This is a genomic window from Streptomyces sp. NPDC059008, from assembly GCF_042749045.1.
Lineage (GTDB): Bacteria > Actinomycetota > Actinomycetes > Streptomycetales > Streptomycetaceae > Streptomyces.
Genome location: NZ_JBHYJC010000018.1, coordinates 1 through 16,066 on the forward strand (window position 1 = coordinate 1; position 16,066 = coordinate 16,066).

10 protein-coding genes are annotated in these 16,066 nt (G+C 72.5%); 1 reads left to right on the forward strand and 9 read right to left on the reverse strand.

Annotated elements, in window-relative coordinates; translation table 11 throughout:
• Positions 1-165: 165 nt before the first annotated feature.
• The 9 genes from ACFWZH_RS21655 to ACFWZH_RS21695 all read right to left on the reverse strand — a co-directional run bounded on the left by ACFWZH_RS21655 (position 166) and on the right by ACFWZH_RS21695 (position 14,230).
• Entirely contained in the window at positions 166-699 is a 534-nt protein-coding gene (locus ACFWZH_RS21655) for a GNAT family N-acetyltransferase (protein WP_384433467.1), read from the reverse strand.
• 46 nt (positions 700-745) lie between these two features.
• Complete coding sequence (locus ACFWZH_RS21660; RefSeq protein WP_384433470.1) at positions 746-1,591, reverse strand: GNAT family N-acetyltransferase; 846 nt, start codon at positions 1,589-1,591, stop codon at positions 746-748.
• 208 nt (positions 1,592-1,799) lie between these two features.
• Entirely contained in the window at positions 1,800-2,957 is a 1,158-nt protein-coding gene (gene ispG / locus ACFWZH_RS21665; RefSeq protein ID WP_384433473.1) for a flavodoxin-dependent (E)-4-hydroxy-3-methylbut-2-enyl-diphosphate synthase, read from the reverse strand.
• A 187-nt stretch (positions 2,958-3,144) separates the two neighbouring features.
• Positions 3,145-4,446, reverse strand: a complete 1,302-nt coding sequence (locus ACFWZH_RS21670) for a M50 family metallopeptidase (RefSeq protein ID WP_384433476.1) — start codon at positions 4,444-4,446, stop codon at positions 3,145-3,147.
• Positions 4,443-5,717 (reverse strand): 1-deoxy-D-xylulose-5-phosphate reductoisomerase, encoded by a 1,275-nt coding sequence (dxr, locus tag ACFWZH_RS21675; RefSeq protein ID WP_384433479.1) that lies wholly within the window; start codon positions 5,715-5,717, stop codon positions 4,443-4,445. Before dxr ends, ACFWZH_RS21670 begins: the two co-directional genes overlap by 4 nt.
• Positions 5,718-5,818: 101 nt before the next feature.
• The gene (locus ACFWZH_RS21680) at positions 5,819-7,738 is read right to left on the reverse strand and encodes an acyl-CoA dehydrogenase family protein (protein ID WP_384433482.1); all 1,920 of its coding nucleotides are present in this window, start codon (positions 7,736-7,738) and stop codon (positions 5,819-5,821) included.
• A 500-nt stretch (positions 7,739-8,238) separates the two neighbouring features.
• On the reverse strand, positions 8,239-9,699 hold the full coding sequence (locus tag ACFWZH_RS21685; RefSeq protein ID WP_384433485.1) for an aldehyde dehydrogenase family protein: 1,461 nt from the start codon (positions 9,697-9,699) through the stop codon (positions 8,239-8,241).
• Positions 9,700-9,892: 193 nt separating this feature from the next.
• Positions 9,893-11,551 (reverse strand): PucR family transcriptional regulator, encoded by a 1,659-nt coding sequence (locus ACFWZH_RS21690; protein WP_384433488.1) that lies wholly within the window; start codon positions 11,549-11,551, stop codon positions 9,893-9,895.
• Positions 11,552-11,740: 189 nt separating this feature from the next.
• Positions 11,741-14,230 (reverse strand): ATP/GTP-binding protein, encoded by a 2,490-nt coding sequence (locus ACFWZH_RS21695; RefSeq protein WP_384433491.1) that lies wholly within the window; start codon positions 14,228-14,230, stop codon positions 11,741-11,743.
• A 279-nt stretch (positions 14,231-14,509) separates the two neighbouring features.
• Here ACFWZH_RS21695 and gabT point away from each other — a divergent pair, with 279 nt between their 5' ends.
• Entirely contained in the window at positions 14,510-15,859 is a 1,350-nt protein-coding gene (gabT, locus tag ACFWZH_RS21700; protein WP_384433494.1) for a 4-aminobutyrate--2-oxoglutarate transaminase, read from the forward strand.
• Positions 15,860-16,066: the final 207 nt, after the last annotated feature.

Consider the following 16,066-nt stretch of genomic DNA (forward strand, 5'->3'; position numbering starts at 1 on the left):
GTGTCCGGACGTAAAGCGCAGCAGTCCGGACACCCAGCCCCGCAGGACCGTCACCGGCAGCCGAACAGCCCCGCGCAGCGGCACCGCCCGCCGCAGGCGCAACGGCGAGAAACCACCACGGCGCCGCAGACAACAACGTGGGAGGCAAAGCCAAGCGCGCAGCGGCTAACGCTTCAGCGGCAGCGTCGCGCCCATCACCGCGTAAGGCGTGGGCGCGCTGGGGAACAGCACTCGGCGGGCGATGTCCCGGTAGCCGAGCGAGCGGTACAGCCCGCGCGCGGGGCTCTCGACGTCGATGGCGGAGAGGATGGAGCGCGGCTCGCTCGCCTCGTCGGTGATCCGGGTGATCAGCGCCCGCCCGATGCCGCGGCCCTGGTAGGCGGGGTGGACGTGCAGCTCGGTGATGGTGAAGGAGTCGTCGAGCCAGTGGTCGAGGCGCACGGCGCGCAGATACGGCTCGACGACCGTGGACCACCAGTGGGCGCGGTCGTTGGGCATGCCGTAGACGAAGCCGACGAGCCGGCCGGCGGGGGTGGTGGCGCCGAGGGCGCGGGCGCCGGCGCAGTTGAGGTGGCGCAGCACGATGTGCCGGCGTACGGCGATCTCCTCGTCGCTCAGTCCGAAGGCGAGCGCCTGGACGGCGAGCGCGTCGTCCACACGGGCAGCGAGATCGAGGGGGCCGACCGCGACGTCATCCATGGTCGGAGCGTACAAGGCCACGGCCCGTTCCGTACGCTCCCGGCGGTCAGAACAGCACGCTCATGAACGCACCGACCTCTTCGAAGCCCACCCGGCGGTAGGAGGCGCGGGCGGCGGTGTTGAAGTCGTTGACGTAGAGGCTGACGACGGGGGCGACGTCGCTGAGGGCGTAGCGCAGCACGGCCGCCATGCCGGTCTCCGACAGGCCCTTGCCGCGGTGGGCGGGGTCGACCCAGACGCCCTGGATCTGGCAGGCCCGCTGGGTGGCGGCGCCGATCTCGGCCTTGAAGATGACCTTGCCGTCCTCGACCCGGGCGAAGGAGCGGCCGGATCCGACGAGTTCGGCGACCCGGGCCTGGTAGAGCAGCCCGCCGTCGCCGGCCATCGGGGAGATGCCGACCTCCTCGGTGAACATGGCCACGCACGCCGGCATGATCAGGTCCATCTCGTCCTTGCGGATCCGCCGGACGTAGGGGTCGGGGGCGATCTCGGTGGCCGGCGAGGTGGTGACCATCAGGGGCTGGTGGGCGCGGATCTCGCGGGCCGGTCCCCAGTGCGGCTCCAGCAGCGACCACAGCTCGGCGGTGGGGCCGGCCGGTCCGACGATCGACGAGCAGCGGCGGCCCTGGCGGCGGGCGCGCTCGGCGAAGCCGCGGACGGCCTCGGAGGTCGCGCAGACGGGGACGAGGTTGGCGCCGGCGTAGCAGAGCGATTCCAGGCGGCCGCCGACGTACCAGCCCCACATCTCGCCGCCCAGCCGCCAGGGGTCGAGGCCGGCGATCTGCACGCGGGCGGCGACGAAGGCGTTGGCGACCGGGTCGCGGTCGAGCACCGCGAGCGCGTCATCGAGCTCCCCGGGCTCGAGGACCTTGATGGTCGTGGTCGTCAGCACGTGTCGGAATGCCTCACCGTTACGGGCCTGGGAGGCCAGGCGGAAGCAGGTCTTGGCACTTTACCTCCCTGCGCGCGGGAGCACCCGGCCCCAGGCGGGACGGGCGCCGCGGGGCGGTCCGCGGCCCGGCACGGGCCGGCCCGGACACGGCGCGAGCCCCGCTGCCCGGGGCGGGCGGCGGGGCTCTGCGGTGGTGCGGCGGCGCGGATCAGCCGGCGACGGCCACGGTCGGCTCGCCGGAGGCGATGCCGTCCTTCTCCATCTGCTCGGCGATCTTCAGTGCCTCTTCGATGAGGGTCTCGACGATCTTCGACTCGGGGACGGTCTTGATGACCTCGCCCTTGACGAAGATCTGGCCCTTGCCGTTGCCGGAGGCGACGCCGAGGTCGGCCTCGCGGGCCTCGCCGGGGCCGTTGACGACGCAGCCCATGACGGCGACCCGCAGCGGCACCTCCATGCCCTCCAGGCCTGCGGTGACCTCGTCGGCGAGCTTGTAGACGTCGACCTGGGCGCGGCCGCAGGACGGGCAGGAGACGATCTCCAGCCGGCGCTGGCGGAGGTTGAGCGACTCCAGGATGGAGATGCCGACCTTGACCTCTTCGGCGGGCGGCGCGGAGAGGGAGACCCGGATGGTGTCGCCGATGCCCTCGGAGAGCAGTGCGCCGAAGGCGACGGCGGACTTGATGGTGCCCTGGAAGGCGGGGCCGGCCTCGGTGACGCCGAGGTGCAGGGGGTAGTCGCACTGGGCGGCGAGCTGGCGGTAGGCGTTGACCATCACGACCGGGTCGTTGTGCTTGACCGAGATCTTGATGTCGCGGAAGCCGTGCTCCTCGAAGAGGGACGCCTCCCACAGCGCGGACTCCACCAGCGCCTCGGGGGTCGCCTTGCCGTACTTCTGCAGCAGGCGGCGGTCGAGCGAGCCGGCGTTGACGCCGATCCGGATGGGGGTGCCGGCGTCGCCGGCCGCCTTGGCGATCTCCTTGACCTTGTCGTCGAACTGCTTGATGTTGCCGGGGTTGACCCGGACCGCGGCGCAGCCGGCGTCGATGGCGGCGAAGACGTACTTCGGCTGGAAATGAATGTCCGCGATGACCGGAATCTGGGACTTCCGGGCGATCACCGGCAGCGCGTCGGCGTCGTCCTGGGTCGGGCAGGCGACCCGGACGATCTGGCAGCCGGAGGCCGTCAGCTCGGCGATCTGCTGGAGCGTCGCGCCGATGTCGGACGTCCGCGTCGTCGTCATCGACTGCACCGAGACCGGTGCGTCCCCGCCCACGGCGACCGCACCGACGTGGATCTTCCGGCTGACCCGACGGTCGGCCAGCTTGGTCGGTACGTCCGGCATTCCCAGTGAAATGGCAGTCATCTGGCGAGCAACCCCAAGGTATGGATCAAGGTCCCGATTCGGCGGGCTCCGGTCTTCGAGGTTACGGCACAAGGGTTGCGGGAGGCACATCGCTCCCCTGAGGCCCCCCGAAAGGGGACGGTCGGGCGCCTCCAAACGCCGCGGAGGTGCCCGACCGTCGCCAAACCCATGTTCTGGCCAATCGCCGTCAGGTCAGTTTCACGGGATTCACCACGTCCGCGACGAGCACCAGCAGCGTGAAGCAGATGAAGATCCCGGCGACCACGTAGGCGACCGGCATCAGCTTGGCGACGTCGAACGGACCGGGGTCCGGACGCCGGACGATCTTGGCGAAGGCCCGGCGGACCGACTCCCACACGGCGCCGGCGATGTGCCCGCCGTCCAGCGGCAGCAGCGGCAGCATGTTGAACAGGAACAGCGAGAGGTTGAAGCCGGCGACCAGGAAGAGCATGGTCGCCACCCGCTGCTCCGGCGGGATGTCCAGCGAGAAGACCTCGCCGCCGACCCGGGCCGCGCCGACCACGCCCATCGGGGAGTCCTGCTTGCGCTCGCCGCCGTTGAAGGCCGCGTCCCACAGGTCCGGGACCTTGGACGGCAGGTTGACCAGCGAGGAGACGCCCTGCTCGACCATGTTGCCCATGCGGTCCACGGACTGGCCGAAGGTCTGCGGGACGACGCCGCTGGCCGGGGTGAAGCCGAGGAATCCGGCGGTGACGAACTCGCCGGGGACGTAGCCGCCGTGCCCGTCGGTCTTGGCGACCTTGTTCTCGATCAGATCGGCGTGCAGGGTCTTGCGGACGCCGTGCCGCTCGACGACCAGCGTCGCGGGCCCGGTGGTGTCGCGGATCTGCTGCTGCAGGGTGCCCCAGTCCGGGACGGCGTCGCCGTTGAACGAGACGATCTTGTCGCCGGCGCGCAGGCCCGCGGCCTTGGCCGGCGAGTCCTTGGCACCCGTGGGGCACTTGTCGGTCTTGGCGGCGGCCGAGATCACACACTCCGAGACGGAGCCGACCTGGGTGGTCTGGGTGTTGATGCCGAAGCCCATCAGCACGCTCATGAAGATCACGACCGCGAGGATGAGGTTCATGAACGGCCCGGCGAACATCACGATGACGCGCTTCCAGGGCTTGCGCGTGTAGAAGAGCCGCTTCTCGTCGCCGGGCTGCAGCTCCTCGAAGGCCGCCGAGCGGGCGTCCTCGATCATCCCGCGGAACGGCGAGGTGGAGCGGGCCTGCAGCTTCCCGTCGTCCCCGGGCGGGAACATCCCGATCATGCGGATGTAGCCGCCGAGCGGGATGGCCTTGATGCCGTACTCGGTGTCGCCCTTCTTGCGGGAGAAGAGCGTCGGCCCGAAGCCCACCATGTACTGCGGCACGCGGATACCGAACATCTTGGCCGTGGAGAGATGGCCGAGTTCGTGCCAGGCGATGGAGAACAGCAGGCCGACGACGAAGACGACTATGCCGAGAATGGTCATCCAGGTCGTCATGCGCGAGCCTCCGAAGGTGTCCGTGCCGCACGGGCGGCCAGTTCGCGGGCGCGGGCGCGCGCCCAGGTCTCCGCCTCCAGGACGTCCGCCACGCTCAGGGAGGTTCCCCTGGACGGCGTCCCGTGCTCGGCGACCACTTCAGCGACGGTATCCACAATCCCTGTGAACGGCAGCCCGCCCTTGAGGAACGCATCCACGCACTCCTCGTTCGCCGCGTTGAAGACGGCCGGGGCGGTGCCGCCCAGATCACCGACGTGGCAGGCCAGCGGGACGGACGGGAAGGCCGCCTCGTCGAGCGGGAAGAACTCCCAGGTCTGCGCCTTCGTCCAGTCCACGCCCGGGGCGGCGTCCGGGACCCGCTCGGGCCAGCCGATGCCCAGCGCGATCGGCATCCGCATGTCGGGCGGGCTGGCCTGGGCGAGCGTGGAGCCGTCGGTGAACTCCACCATCGAGTGGATGTAGGACTGCGGGTGGACGACCACCTCGATGCGGTCGAAGGGGACGTCGAAGAGCAGATGCGCCTCGATGACCTCCAGGCCCTTGTTGACGAGGGTCGCGGAGTTGATGGTGACGACCGGGCCCATGGACCAGGTGGGGTGGGCCAGCGCCTGCTCGGGCGTGACCTCGGCCAGCTCGCGCCGGCTGCGGCCGCGGAAGGGGCCGCCGGAGGCGGTGACGACGAGCTTGCGGACCTCGGCGCGGTCGCCGCCGGTCAGCGCCTGGAAGAGCGCGGAGTGCTCGGAGTCGACGGGGATGATCTGGCCGGGCCGGGCGATCGCCTTGACCAGCGGTCCGCCGACGATCAGCGACTCCTTGTTGGCCAGGGCCAGTACCCGGCCCGCCTTCAGGGCGGCCAGGGTCGGGGCGAGGCCGATGGAGCCCGTGATGCCGTTGAGGACGGTGTGGCAGGGGGAGGCCGCCAGCTCGGTGGCCGCGTCGGGGCCGGCCAGGATCTCCGGCAGCGGCTCGCCCGCGCCGTACCGGGCGGCCAGCGCCGCGCGCAGCGCGGGCACCGCGTCCTCGCGCGCCACCGCGACGGTGGCCACCCGCAGCCGGTGCGCCTGCTCGGCGAGCAGCTCGGTCCGGCCGCCGGCGGCGGAGAGCGCCGTCACCCGGAAGCGGTCGGGGTTGCGCAGCACGATGTCGATCGCCTGGGTGCCGATCGAGCCGGTCGAGCCGAGGACCACGATGGAGCGGGGGCCGTGCGGGTCGTCGAGGGGGCCGGCGGCCGGCTCGAAGCGCAGGAGCGGATGGGCGAGGGAGTCCGTCATGTGGTCCATTGTGGCCGGTCGCCGGGGTGCCGTGGACACCTGGCCGCACAAGTGCGGGGCCCGCCCGGCGGATCTTCGCGGACGGGCCCCGGCGGGGTGGCTCAGCCCAGGGGGCGGCGGACGTTGTCCGTCCGGCTCGGGCCCGGGGTGGCGTCGGCGATCCAGGGGCCGTCGCCGCTGGGGTCGATGACGCCCTCCTCCAGCCAGCTGTAGCTGCCGTCGAGGACTCCCGAGACGACCTTGCGGTCGAGTTCGTCGGTGTTCGTCCACAGCCGGCCGAACAGCTCCTCGACGCGGATGCGGGCCTGCCGGCAGAACACGTCGGCCAGCTGCTGGGCCTCACGGCCGTGTTCGCCGGTCTCGCGCAGGTGCTCGGCGCGTACGCAGGCGGCGCTCATCGCGAAGAGCTCGGCGCCGATGTCGACGATCCGGCCGAGGAAGCCCTGCTTGGTCTCCATCCGGCCCTGCCAGCGCGACATCGCGTAGAAGGTGGAGCGGGCGAGCTTGCGGGAGGTCCGCTCGACATACCGCAGGTGCTCCGCGAGGCGCCCGAACTCCTGGTAGGTGCGCGGGAGTTGACCGGGTCCGGCGACGAGCCTGGGCAGCCAGCGGGCGTAGAAACCGCCGGCCCTGGCCGCCGCCCGGCCCTTGTCGGCGAGGGACTTGTCGGGGTCGATGAGGTCGCCGGCGACGGACAGGTGCGCGTCCACCGCCTCCCGGGCGATCAGCAGATGCATGATCTCCGTGGAGCCCTCGAAGATCCGGTTGATGCGCATATCGCGCAGCATCTGCTCGGCCGGAACGGCGCGTTCGCCGCGGGCGGCGAGCGAGTCGGCGGTCTCGAAGCCGCGGCCGCCGCGGATCTGGACCAGCTCGTCGGCCATCAGCCAGCCCATCTCGGAGCCGTAGAGCTTGGCGAGCGCGGCCTCGATGCGGATGTCGTTGCGGTTCTCGTCGGCCATCTGGGAGGAGAGGTCGACGACCGCTTCGAGGGCGAAGGTGGTCGCGGCGATGAAGGAGATCTTGGCGCCGACGGCCTCGTGCCTGGCGATCGGCCGGCCCCACTGCTCGCGGGCCGCGGACCACTCCCGGGCGATCTTCAGACACCACTTGCCGGAGCCCACGCACATCGCGGGCAGCGAGAGCCGTCCGGTGTTCAGGGTGGTCAGGGCGATCTTCAGGCCGGCGCCCTCGGGGCCGATGCGGTGGGCGGCGGGCACCCGTACCCGGTGGAAGCGGGTCACGCCGTTCTCCAGGCCGCGCAGCCCCATGAACGCGTTGCGGTTCTCGACCGTGATGCCGGGCGAGTCGGCCTCGACGACGAAGGCGGTGATACCGCCCTTGTGCCCCTCGGAGGCGGGCACCCGAGCCATCACCACCAGCAGGTCGGCGACCACGCCGTTGGTGGTCCACAGCTTCACGCCGTCGAGCACGTAGTCCTTGCCGTCCGGCACGGCCACCGTCGCCAGGCGGGCCGGGTCCGAGCCGACGTCGGGTTCGGTCAGCAGGAACGCCGAGATGTCCGTACGGGCCAGCCGCGGCAGGAAGGTCTCCTTCTGCTCCTGGGTGCCGAACAGCTTCAGCGGCTGCGGTACGCCGATCGACTGATGCGCGGAGAGCAGCGCGCCGATGGCGGGGCTGGCGGTGCCGGCCAGCGACAGGGCCCGGTTGTAGTACACCTGGGTGAGCCCGAGGCCGCCGTACTTCGGGTCGATCTTCATGCCGAGCGCGCCGAGCGCCTTGAGCCCGGCGATCGTCTCGTCCGGGATCTGCCCCTCGCGTTCGATCCGTGCGCCGTCGACCTGTGTCTCGCAGAAGTCCCGCAGGGTGGCGAGGAACTTCTCACCGCGGCGCACGTCGTCGGCCGCGGGGGTGGGGTGCGGATGGATGAGGTCGAGCCGGAAGCGCCCCAGGAACAGTTCCTTGGCGAAGCTGGGCTTGCGCCAGTCCTGCTCGCGGGCCGCCTCGGCGACCTGGCGTGCTTCGCGCTCGGAAACGTTGCGGATGGATGGAGCGGTCATCAGGAGCTCACCTCGCCGCGGGGTCGGCAGTTCTGCGCCGGCGGGCCGGTCGGCCGCTGGACAGCGCTACTTGTGAGAGTTACCCGATCTGCGGGGGTTGCACCACTGGAGGTACGGGAGGGAGCGGGGCGGACGGTGCGTCCCGGCCATGCGGCACCTCGCCCCGGCGCGATCCGGAACCGGCCCGCCCGCATCAGCCCTTCGGGGGGTGTGGCATACCGCGCTGGTGGTACGGGCGCGGGCGCCTCCTCCCCCAGACACCTCCGCGACTCCGCCTCCGACACGAGGCGGCCGGCAGGCCCGCGCCGTACGGTCGGGATCCGGCATGACGGAGGTGCGGACGCCGGGTGAACGGGGGACGCGGCGCGCTCCGGAAACAGGGTGCCGGAGCGCGCCGCGTCAAGGCCGGCGCCGGGGGGTGCGCCGGCCGGGTCCGGACGGTGATACGGCCCAAGGCACGGCCGTCGCTGTCCACCGGTCCGGACCGGGTCGGGGGCGGGTCAGAGGGGCAGTCCGGTGAGGACCAGGACCCGCTCGTAGGTGTAGTCGTCCATCGCGAAGCGCACGCCCTCGCGGCCCACGCCGGACTGCTTGACGCCGCCGTACGGCATCTGGTCGGCTCGGTAGGACGGCACGTCGCCGATGACCACACCGCCGACCTCCAGCGCGCGGTGGGCGCGGAAGGCGGTCTGGGTGTCATGGGTGAAGACACCGGCCTGCAGGCCGAACTTGGAGTCGTTGACGGCCGCGAACGCCTCGTCCACGCCGTCGACCTTGGTGAGGGTGAGCACCGGGCCGAAGACCTCCTCGCAGGCGAGGGTGGCGTCGGCGGGCACGTCCGCGAGGACGGTCGGCGCGTAGGAGGCGCCGTCGCGCTTGCCGCCGGCGAGCAGCTTCGCGCCGCGCTCGACGGCCTCGTCCACCCAGGACTCCACGCGCTTGGCCGCGTCCTCGTTCACCAGCGGGCCGACCTCGGTCGCGTCGTCCGACGGGTCGCCGGTGACCTGCGCCTCGACGGCCGCCACGATCTTCGGCACGAGCCGGTCGTACACCGACGCGTCGGCGATGACCCGCTGCACCGAGATGCAGGACTGCCCGCCCTGGTAGTTGGAGAAGATGGCGATCCGCTGCGCCGCCCAGTCCAGGTCCGCCTCGGAGGACCAGTCGGGCAGCACGACGGCCGCGCCGTTGCCGCCGAGCTCCAGGGTGCAGTGCTTGCGCGGCACCGAGTCCAGGATGGCGTAGCCGACCTTCTCGGAGCCGGTGAAGGAGACGACGGGCAGCCGCTCGTCCTGTACCAGCGCCGGCATCCGGTCGTTGGGCACCGGCAGGATCGACCAGGAACCGGCCGGCAGGTCGGTCTCGGCCAGCAGCTCGCCGAGGATCAGGCCGGAGAGCGGGGTGGCCGGGGCCGGCTTGAGGATGATCGGGGCGCCGGCCGCGATGGCCGGGGCGACCTTGTGGGCGCAGAGGTTCAGCGGGAAGTTGAACGGCGCGATGCCCAGGACCGTGCCGCGCGGGAAGCGGCGGGTCAGCGCGAGCCGGCCGGCGCCGCCCGCGTCGGTGTCCAGGCGCTGGGCCTCGCCGCCGTTGAAGCGGCGGGCCTCCTCGGCCGCGAAGCGGAACACCGACACCGCCCGGCCGACCTCGCCGCGGGCCCACTTCATGGGCTTGCCGTTCTCGGCGGAGATCAGCCGGGCGATCTCCTCCGTACGCTCCACCAGCCGGCGCTGCACATGGTCCAGGGCGGCGGCCCGGACGTGTGCGGGGGTCGCCGCGAACTCGTCCTGGACCGCGACGGAGGCGGCGACGGCCTCCTCGACCTGGGCCTCGGTGGGAACGCTCACCGTGCCCACGAGACGTCCGTCCCAGGGGGAGGTGACATCGAAGGTGGCCTCGCCGGTGGCCTCGCGGCCGGCGAGCCAGAAGGCGGTGGGGGCTGCATCAGTGGGGATCGGCACAGTGGAACCCGGCCCTTCAGAAGTGGTGAGTGGTGCGCATCGCTCGGGGAGCGGCTCCGCGGTTGTCGGTCTGCCCCCACGGTAGGGGTGCGGCGCCGCCATGGCGTTTGTCCGAAGCGTAGAAATCAGCGGGTGTGTCTCTCCGCCGTGGAGCGGGCGCCGGGCCGGGTTACCCGTGCCGGCGGGCGGGGCCTCACTCCCCCTTGGGCGCCGAGGTCGCCTTCAAAGCCAGCCACAGCTCCATCCGTACGTCCGCGTCGTCCAGCGAGCGCCCCAGGATCTCCTCCACCCGCCGCATCCGATAGCGCAGCGTGTGCCGGTGTACGCCCAGGTCGGCGGCGGCCGCGTCCCACTGGCCGTGCCGGGCCAGCCAGGCGCGCAGCGACGCCACCAGATCGCCGCGGCCGGTCGCGTCGTGCTCACGCAGCGCCCGCAGCAGCCCGTCCGCGAACGCCCGCACCGCGTCGTCGGCGAGCAGCGGCAGCACCGACCCCGCCGCCACGTCCTCGTGCTCGACCAGCGCGCGCCCGCGCCGCCGGGCCACCGACAGCGCCTGCTCGGCCTGCCGGTAGGCGTTCGCGGCGGCCATCGGGCCGGTCGGCGCGGACAGTCCGACGGCCACACCGGCGCCGCCGTGCGCCGCCTCGGCCCGCCCCTGCCGCCCGCCCGGACGCGCCTGCGCGCCGGCCCGGGCCTCGGCCTCGGCCTCGGCCGCGTACGCGGCGCAGGCGTCGGCGGCCGCCCCGCCGTCCGCGACCAGCACGATCAGCCGGCCGCCGTCCGGGACGGCGAGCACCGCCTCACCGGTACGGGCGGCCGCGGAGTCCATCGCGTCGGCGAGCGCGTCCAGCACCCCGGCGGAACCGGCCGCGGCGCCCGCGCCCGGCGACGGCTGGTCGTCGGCGGCCACGGGCTCGGCGACCACCATCCGGAACGGGGCGTCCAGCAGCCCTCCGTAGAGCCGCCCCGCGACCGCCCGCGCATGGTCCGGCTCCCCCGCCAGCAGCATCTTCAGCACCGCGGCGCCCAGCCGCTGCTCGGCGTCCTGCAGCGCCCGGGACCGCTCGGTGGTCAGCGTCAGCAGCGCGACCGCGGAGTGCACGGCGTAGCGTTCGGCCGTCCCCAGCGGCGCGCCGGTCCCCACCGCGAGCACCCCGCGGGCCCGGCGCCCGGTCCCCAGTGACTGCAGCTCCACCCGGTCGTCGCCGTCGGTGTCGCTGACCACCGAGCTGGCGGGCGCGGGCCGCCCCCGCAGCCGCGCCACGTCGTCGGTGAGGCGGGCCGCGCGCCGCGCCGCCCAGTCCGGGGCGGCGGCCACCACGGCCCCCGACGCGTCGTACAGCGCGGCCCAGCCGTTCAGGTGCGCGGCGAGCCGGGCCAGCAGGTCGGCCGGCCCCTCCGCGCCGAGCGCCGCCCGGGTCAGCTCCCGTTGCGCCTCGAACCCCGCCGTGACCGCGCGGTACTGGTCCGCGGCGACCGCGGCCGACACCGCCTTGCTGATCGCGATGAACGGCGTCCTGCGCGGCACCCCCAGCAGCGGCAGCCCCTGCTCCCGCGCCGCCTCGACCAGCGCCTGGGGAACCCCCTCGTAGTTCACCCCGACCGCGAAGCCCAGCCCGACCACACCGGCCTGGGCGACCCGCCGCACATACGCCCGGGTCGCCTCCGCGTCCTCCGCGTCCAACTTGAGCGCGGTGATCAGCAGCAGCTCCCCGCCCTCCATGTACGGCACCGGATCGATCAGCTCACTGGCGTGCGCCCACCGCACCGGGACGTCCAGCCGCTCCTCGCCCGCGAGCACGGTCAGCTTGAGCGCGGTGTGGTTGACCAGGGAAGCGAGGGTGTGCGGCATGAGACCTTCGATGGCTTCGACAACGGCGGTCGACGACCGGGCACCGACCGATGGTTTGCACCGCCCCGTATGAACGGCCCGTGTCGATTCTGCCTCAGCGGAGGAATCCGGGAACCCTCCACTGTGGACAAAGCCGGCCGATGATCGGGAAAACACCGCCCCGTCATCCGGGGACGAAGGGGGTGGGGGTCAGGAGCGGAGGTCTACTAGGACGGGTGGGGCCGACTCCCCGCTCACGGAGGTCACGGACAGTACCGCGTGGCCGGGCGGCACCGAGTGGGCGAGGTCGGAGGCCGACCACCGCTCGCGCTCCACCGTGCGTACCGTCACCGCCTTCGCGGTCACGTTCTTGCCGGTGACCAGCCGCCGGATGGAGTGCAGAAGCTTGGTGAAGGGCTCGTCGGAGACGATCTGCCGGTCGGTGACGTCCCTGGTCTCCACCCAGGCCTTGCCCCACACCTCGGCGAACCGCTCACCGTCCCAGATCGTCACGCCCGCGAACGCCATCCGGCAGCCGAACGCCCCCAGCAGCGCACCGCGCAAGGACTCCGGTACGTCGTCCAGACCCCGCAGGGTCAGCACCGCCCCCGCGTTCGCCGTCCGCAGCCGCTGCAGTCCGCGCAGCGCCTCCTGGGTGATCACATGTGACGCGTCGTCAAGCACCAGACAGGCGAAGACCGACCGGTCCGTCCTGGCCACCGCGCACTCCGTGAACTGCGCGAGCACCAGCCGCGCCAGGATCCGCGAAGCGTCCGCGTGCCCACGCTCGGGCAGATCGATCCGGACGCGCAGCGGATGGTCCAGGGAGCGCAGCGACACCTGACGCGAGCGCCCGGTCGGGTCGAAGAACTCCGCGAACGCCGGCCGGTCCAGCAGCGCGATCCGGTCCGCGAGCAGCACGCCGGGATCCCCGGGCCGCTCCGCCTGCCGCTCACGCGCGTCCAGCTCCCGCAGGGCGCTGGACTCCCCCGCCGACTCCAGGGCGGCCCGCAGTCCCGCCATGGCCTCCGGCGAACCGTCCAGCAGCTCCCGCAGCTCCGGTACCCGGGGGAACCGGCCGTACGCCACCTGGAACGGTCCCAGCAACTGCCCCAGCACGGTCGCCGTGCGCCGCCCGTCCCCCCCGGGCAGCGTCGCCGCGAGGTCCCCCACCAGTGCCTCGGCCAGGATCGCGGCCGCCTCGTCGGCGTCCGTCGTTCCGCCGTAGAGGTCGAGGTCGCACTCCGCGTCGCGGTGACCGATCCTGATCACGGCGTCGAAGGCGTCGTCGGGCGCGGCGGCCGAGCCGGCCGTCCCCACGGACACGACGGCGGCGCGCCCGGCGAGCGCCTGCAGGCACATGGCCTCCACCAGGGGACGCACCAGGCGCGTGGTCTTCCCCGAGCCCGCCGGACCGAGCGCCAGCAGCGACGTGCCGAGCACGTCCGGTTCGAGTGCGAATCCCGTTCCCCGCCGGTCGTACGGGTTGCGTACGTCCTCGGAGGCGGTGCCGATGCGCACCTGGGAAGTCAGCAGGTCGTGGCGTGCGGTCCGGGCCGGCAGATCGCGTGCCCCGGACGGGTGCAGGCAGGCGGCGGATCCGGCCTTCTGCACACTGTCGATGAACGCCGGGAGCCTGCTCGGCTGCGCCCGCACGGACTGCCAGGCACGGGTGATCCGAGCGTGATCGACATCGTTCATGAGTCCGGACCGCGCTGCGTGCGCCAAGCGGTCGGCGGCCTCCGGGGCGCCGGCCGCACGAAGATCGGCCCACTCACCCTGGTCCACCGGAAGCACCCGGGCACCGTTCTCGGCCGCTTTCGCGGCGTCGGTCGCGGCCCGCCGGCCCGAGGAGAGGTAGCGGTGCCTCAGCTCCGCCAGGCAGGCGAACCTGCTGAAGACGGCCAGCAGCAGCCCGAGGTCGATGAGCGAATAGCTGGTGGCGTAGTAGAAGTACGACGCCCCCTGCCCCGATACCGGCGTCAGATTCTCCAACTGCAGCATCAGGACGGACGAATCGGTGGTCTTGTCGATGCACCACTGCCAGAGGAACCAGACGAGCGTCAGGGTCAGCACCGCGCGCACGATCAGCTGCCCGCCGGGGAGCGCGCTCGCGTCCTTGGGTGCCAGCCACGAAGGAAGCCTGGTCCAGACGCGGTTCGCCAAGGGAGCGATCAGCCGACGGAAGAGCGCGGGCCATCGCCCCACGCGGCCGAAGACGACGACGATCGCGCCGAGGACGAGCGCCATGTAGACGAACGACGAGACGATGTTGGCATTGCCGGTCTGCCATGCGTCGGGCAGCATCACCTCGCGCGGCCATTTCCAGTAGGGGCCGAGATAGTCGTTCATCAGCAGCGACCAGATCAGCCATGCGCACAGGAACGAGATCACCGCCCCGGCGATGAGCTGCGGGACCGCGATGTCCTGGGGCTCGTCCTTCGGTTTGGGCCGGTGCTCGAAGGCCCACACACCCGGCCCCGCCAGGACTCTCGGCGCGCTCAGCCAGGCCAGGAAGGGGGACTGCGGAGCGTCACCGGCTCGTGCGGCACCTGCCCCCGCCGCCCGGCCGCCCGCGCCGGACGGGGCCGCGAACCCCGGCGGCGCGGCGGGCCGTGGCGGGGCGTCCGGGGAAGCCGCCGGCCGCGGGACATGGTCGGAGCGGGTGTTGCGTGCCTCGTGCGTGCCCTCGGTGTCCATCCGGTGCCCTTGTCCCCCTTGAGCCGTGGCCTGGTGCGTGGGCGGGCCGGCTGATGTGTCGGTCGGCGGCCGCCCTGTCATTGTCATGCCCGCGTTCGTGCCCACCGCTGCCCGGCGCGCCGTCGCTCAATCTACTGGCCGCCGTCCCTCGCTATGTCCGGTGCGGACAACGCAACACGCGCACTTCTCCCGAACGGAACATGCCAGACCCGCCCGGCCGCCCCTAACCTGCGAGAACAACACCTCTGTAGCTCACCGTTCCACCCCCAGGAGACTGCCATGACCGAACTGTCCGGAGGCCCCGCCCTCCCCCAGGAGCGTCGCGTCGTCACCGCGATCCCCGGCCCGAAGTCGCAGGAGCTGTGGGCCCGCAAGCAGGCCACTGTGGCCGGTGGTGTCGGGGCCGTGCTGCCCGTCTTCGTCAAGCGCGCGGGCGGCGGCGTCCTGGAGGACGTGGACGGCAACTCCCTGATCGACTTCGGTTCGGGTATCGCGGTGACCTCGGTGGGCAACAGCGCGGAGGCGGTCGTACGCCGGGCCACCGCGCAGCTCGCCGACTTCACCCACACCTGTGCGATGGTGACGCCGTACGAGCCGTACATCGAGGTCTGTGAGCAGCTGGCCGAGCTGACGCCGGGCGACCACGCGAAGAAGTCGGCGCTGTTCAACTCCGGTGCGGAGGCCGTCGAGAACGCCGTCAAGATCGCGCGCGCGTACACCAAGCGGCAGGCCGTGGTCGTCTTCGACCACGGGTACCACGGCCGGACGAACCTCACCATGGCGCTGACCGCCAAGAACATGCCGTACAAGCACGGCTTCGGCCCGTTCGCGCCCGAGGTCTACCGCGTCCCCCTCGCCTACCCCTACCGCTGGCTGACCGGCCCGGAGAACTGCGCGCAGGAGGCCGCCGAGCAGGCCATCTCGCAGATCACCAAGCAGGTCGGCGCGGAGAACGTCGCGGCGATCATCATCGAGCCGGTGCTCGGCGAGGGCGGCTTCATCGAGCCGGCGAAGGGCTTCCTGCCCGCCATCGCCGAGTTCGCGAAGGAGAACGGGATCGTCTTCGTCGCGGACGAGATCCAGTCGGGCTTCTGCCGTACCGGCCAGTGGTTCGCGTGCGAGGACGAGGGCATCGTGCCGGACCTGATCACCACGGCGAAGGGCATCGCCGGCGGTCTGCCGCTGGCCGCCGTGACCGGGCGCGCGGAGATCATGGACGCCGCGCACGCGGGCGGCCTGGGCGGTACCTACGGCGGCAACCCGGTGGCCTGCGCCGCGGCGCTCGGCTCGATCGAGACCATGCGCGAGCAGGACCTGAACGCCAAGGCCCTGCGGATCGGCGAGGTCATGAAGGCGCGGCTGACCGCGATGGCCGAGAAGTACGACATCGTCGGCGAGGTCCGCGGCCGCGGCGCGATGATCGCGATCGAGCTGGTCAAGTCCGGCTCCAAGGACCCCAACCCGGAGGCCACCGGCGCGCTCGCCAAGGCCTGCCACCAGGAGGGCCTGCTGGTGCTGACGACCGGTACGTACGGCAACGTGCTGCGCTTCCTGCCGCCGCTGGTCATCGGCGAGGACCTGCTCAACGAGGGCCTGGACATCCTCGAGGCGGCGTTCGCCAAGATCTGATCCACAGCGGGCCCGCACACCGCGCGCGATCCGGCGCGCGGCTCCTGGGCCCGCGAGGCGGCGGACCGGACACGTCCGCCGGACGGTTCCCGGCGTGGCCCGGGGCACGGCACCCCCCCCCCCCCCGGCCCCCCCCCCGGGCCCCCCCAACATGGCGCGCCGCGCCGCCACGAGGGGGCCGCCCCGGGCGGGGGGGGGCGGGGTCAG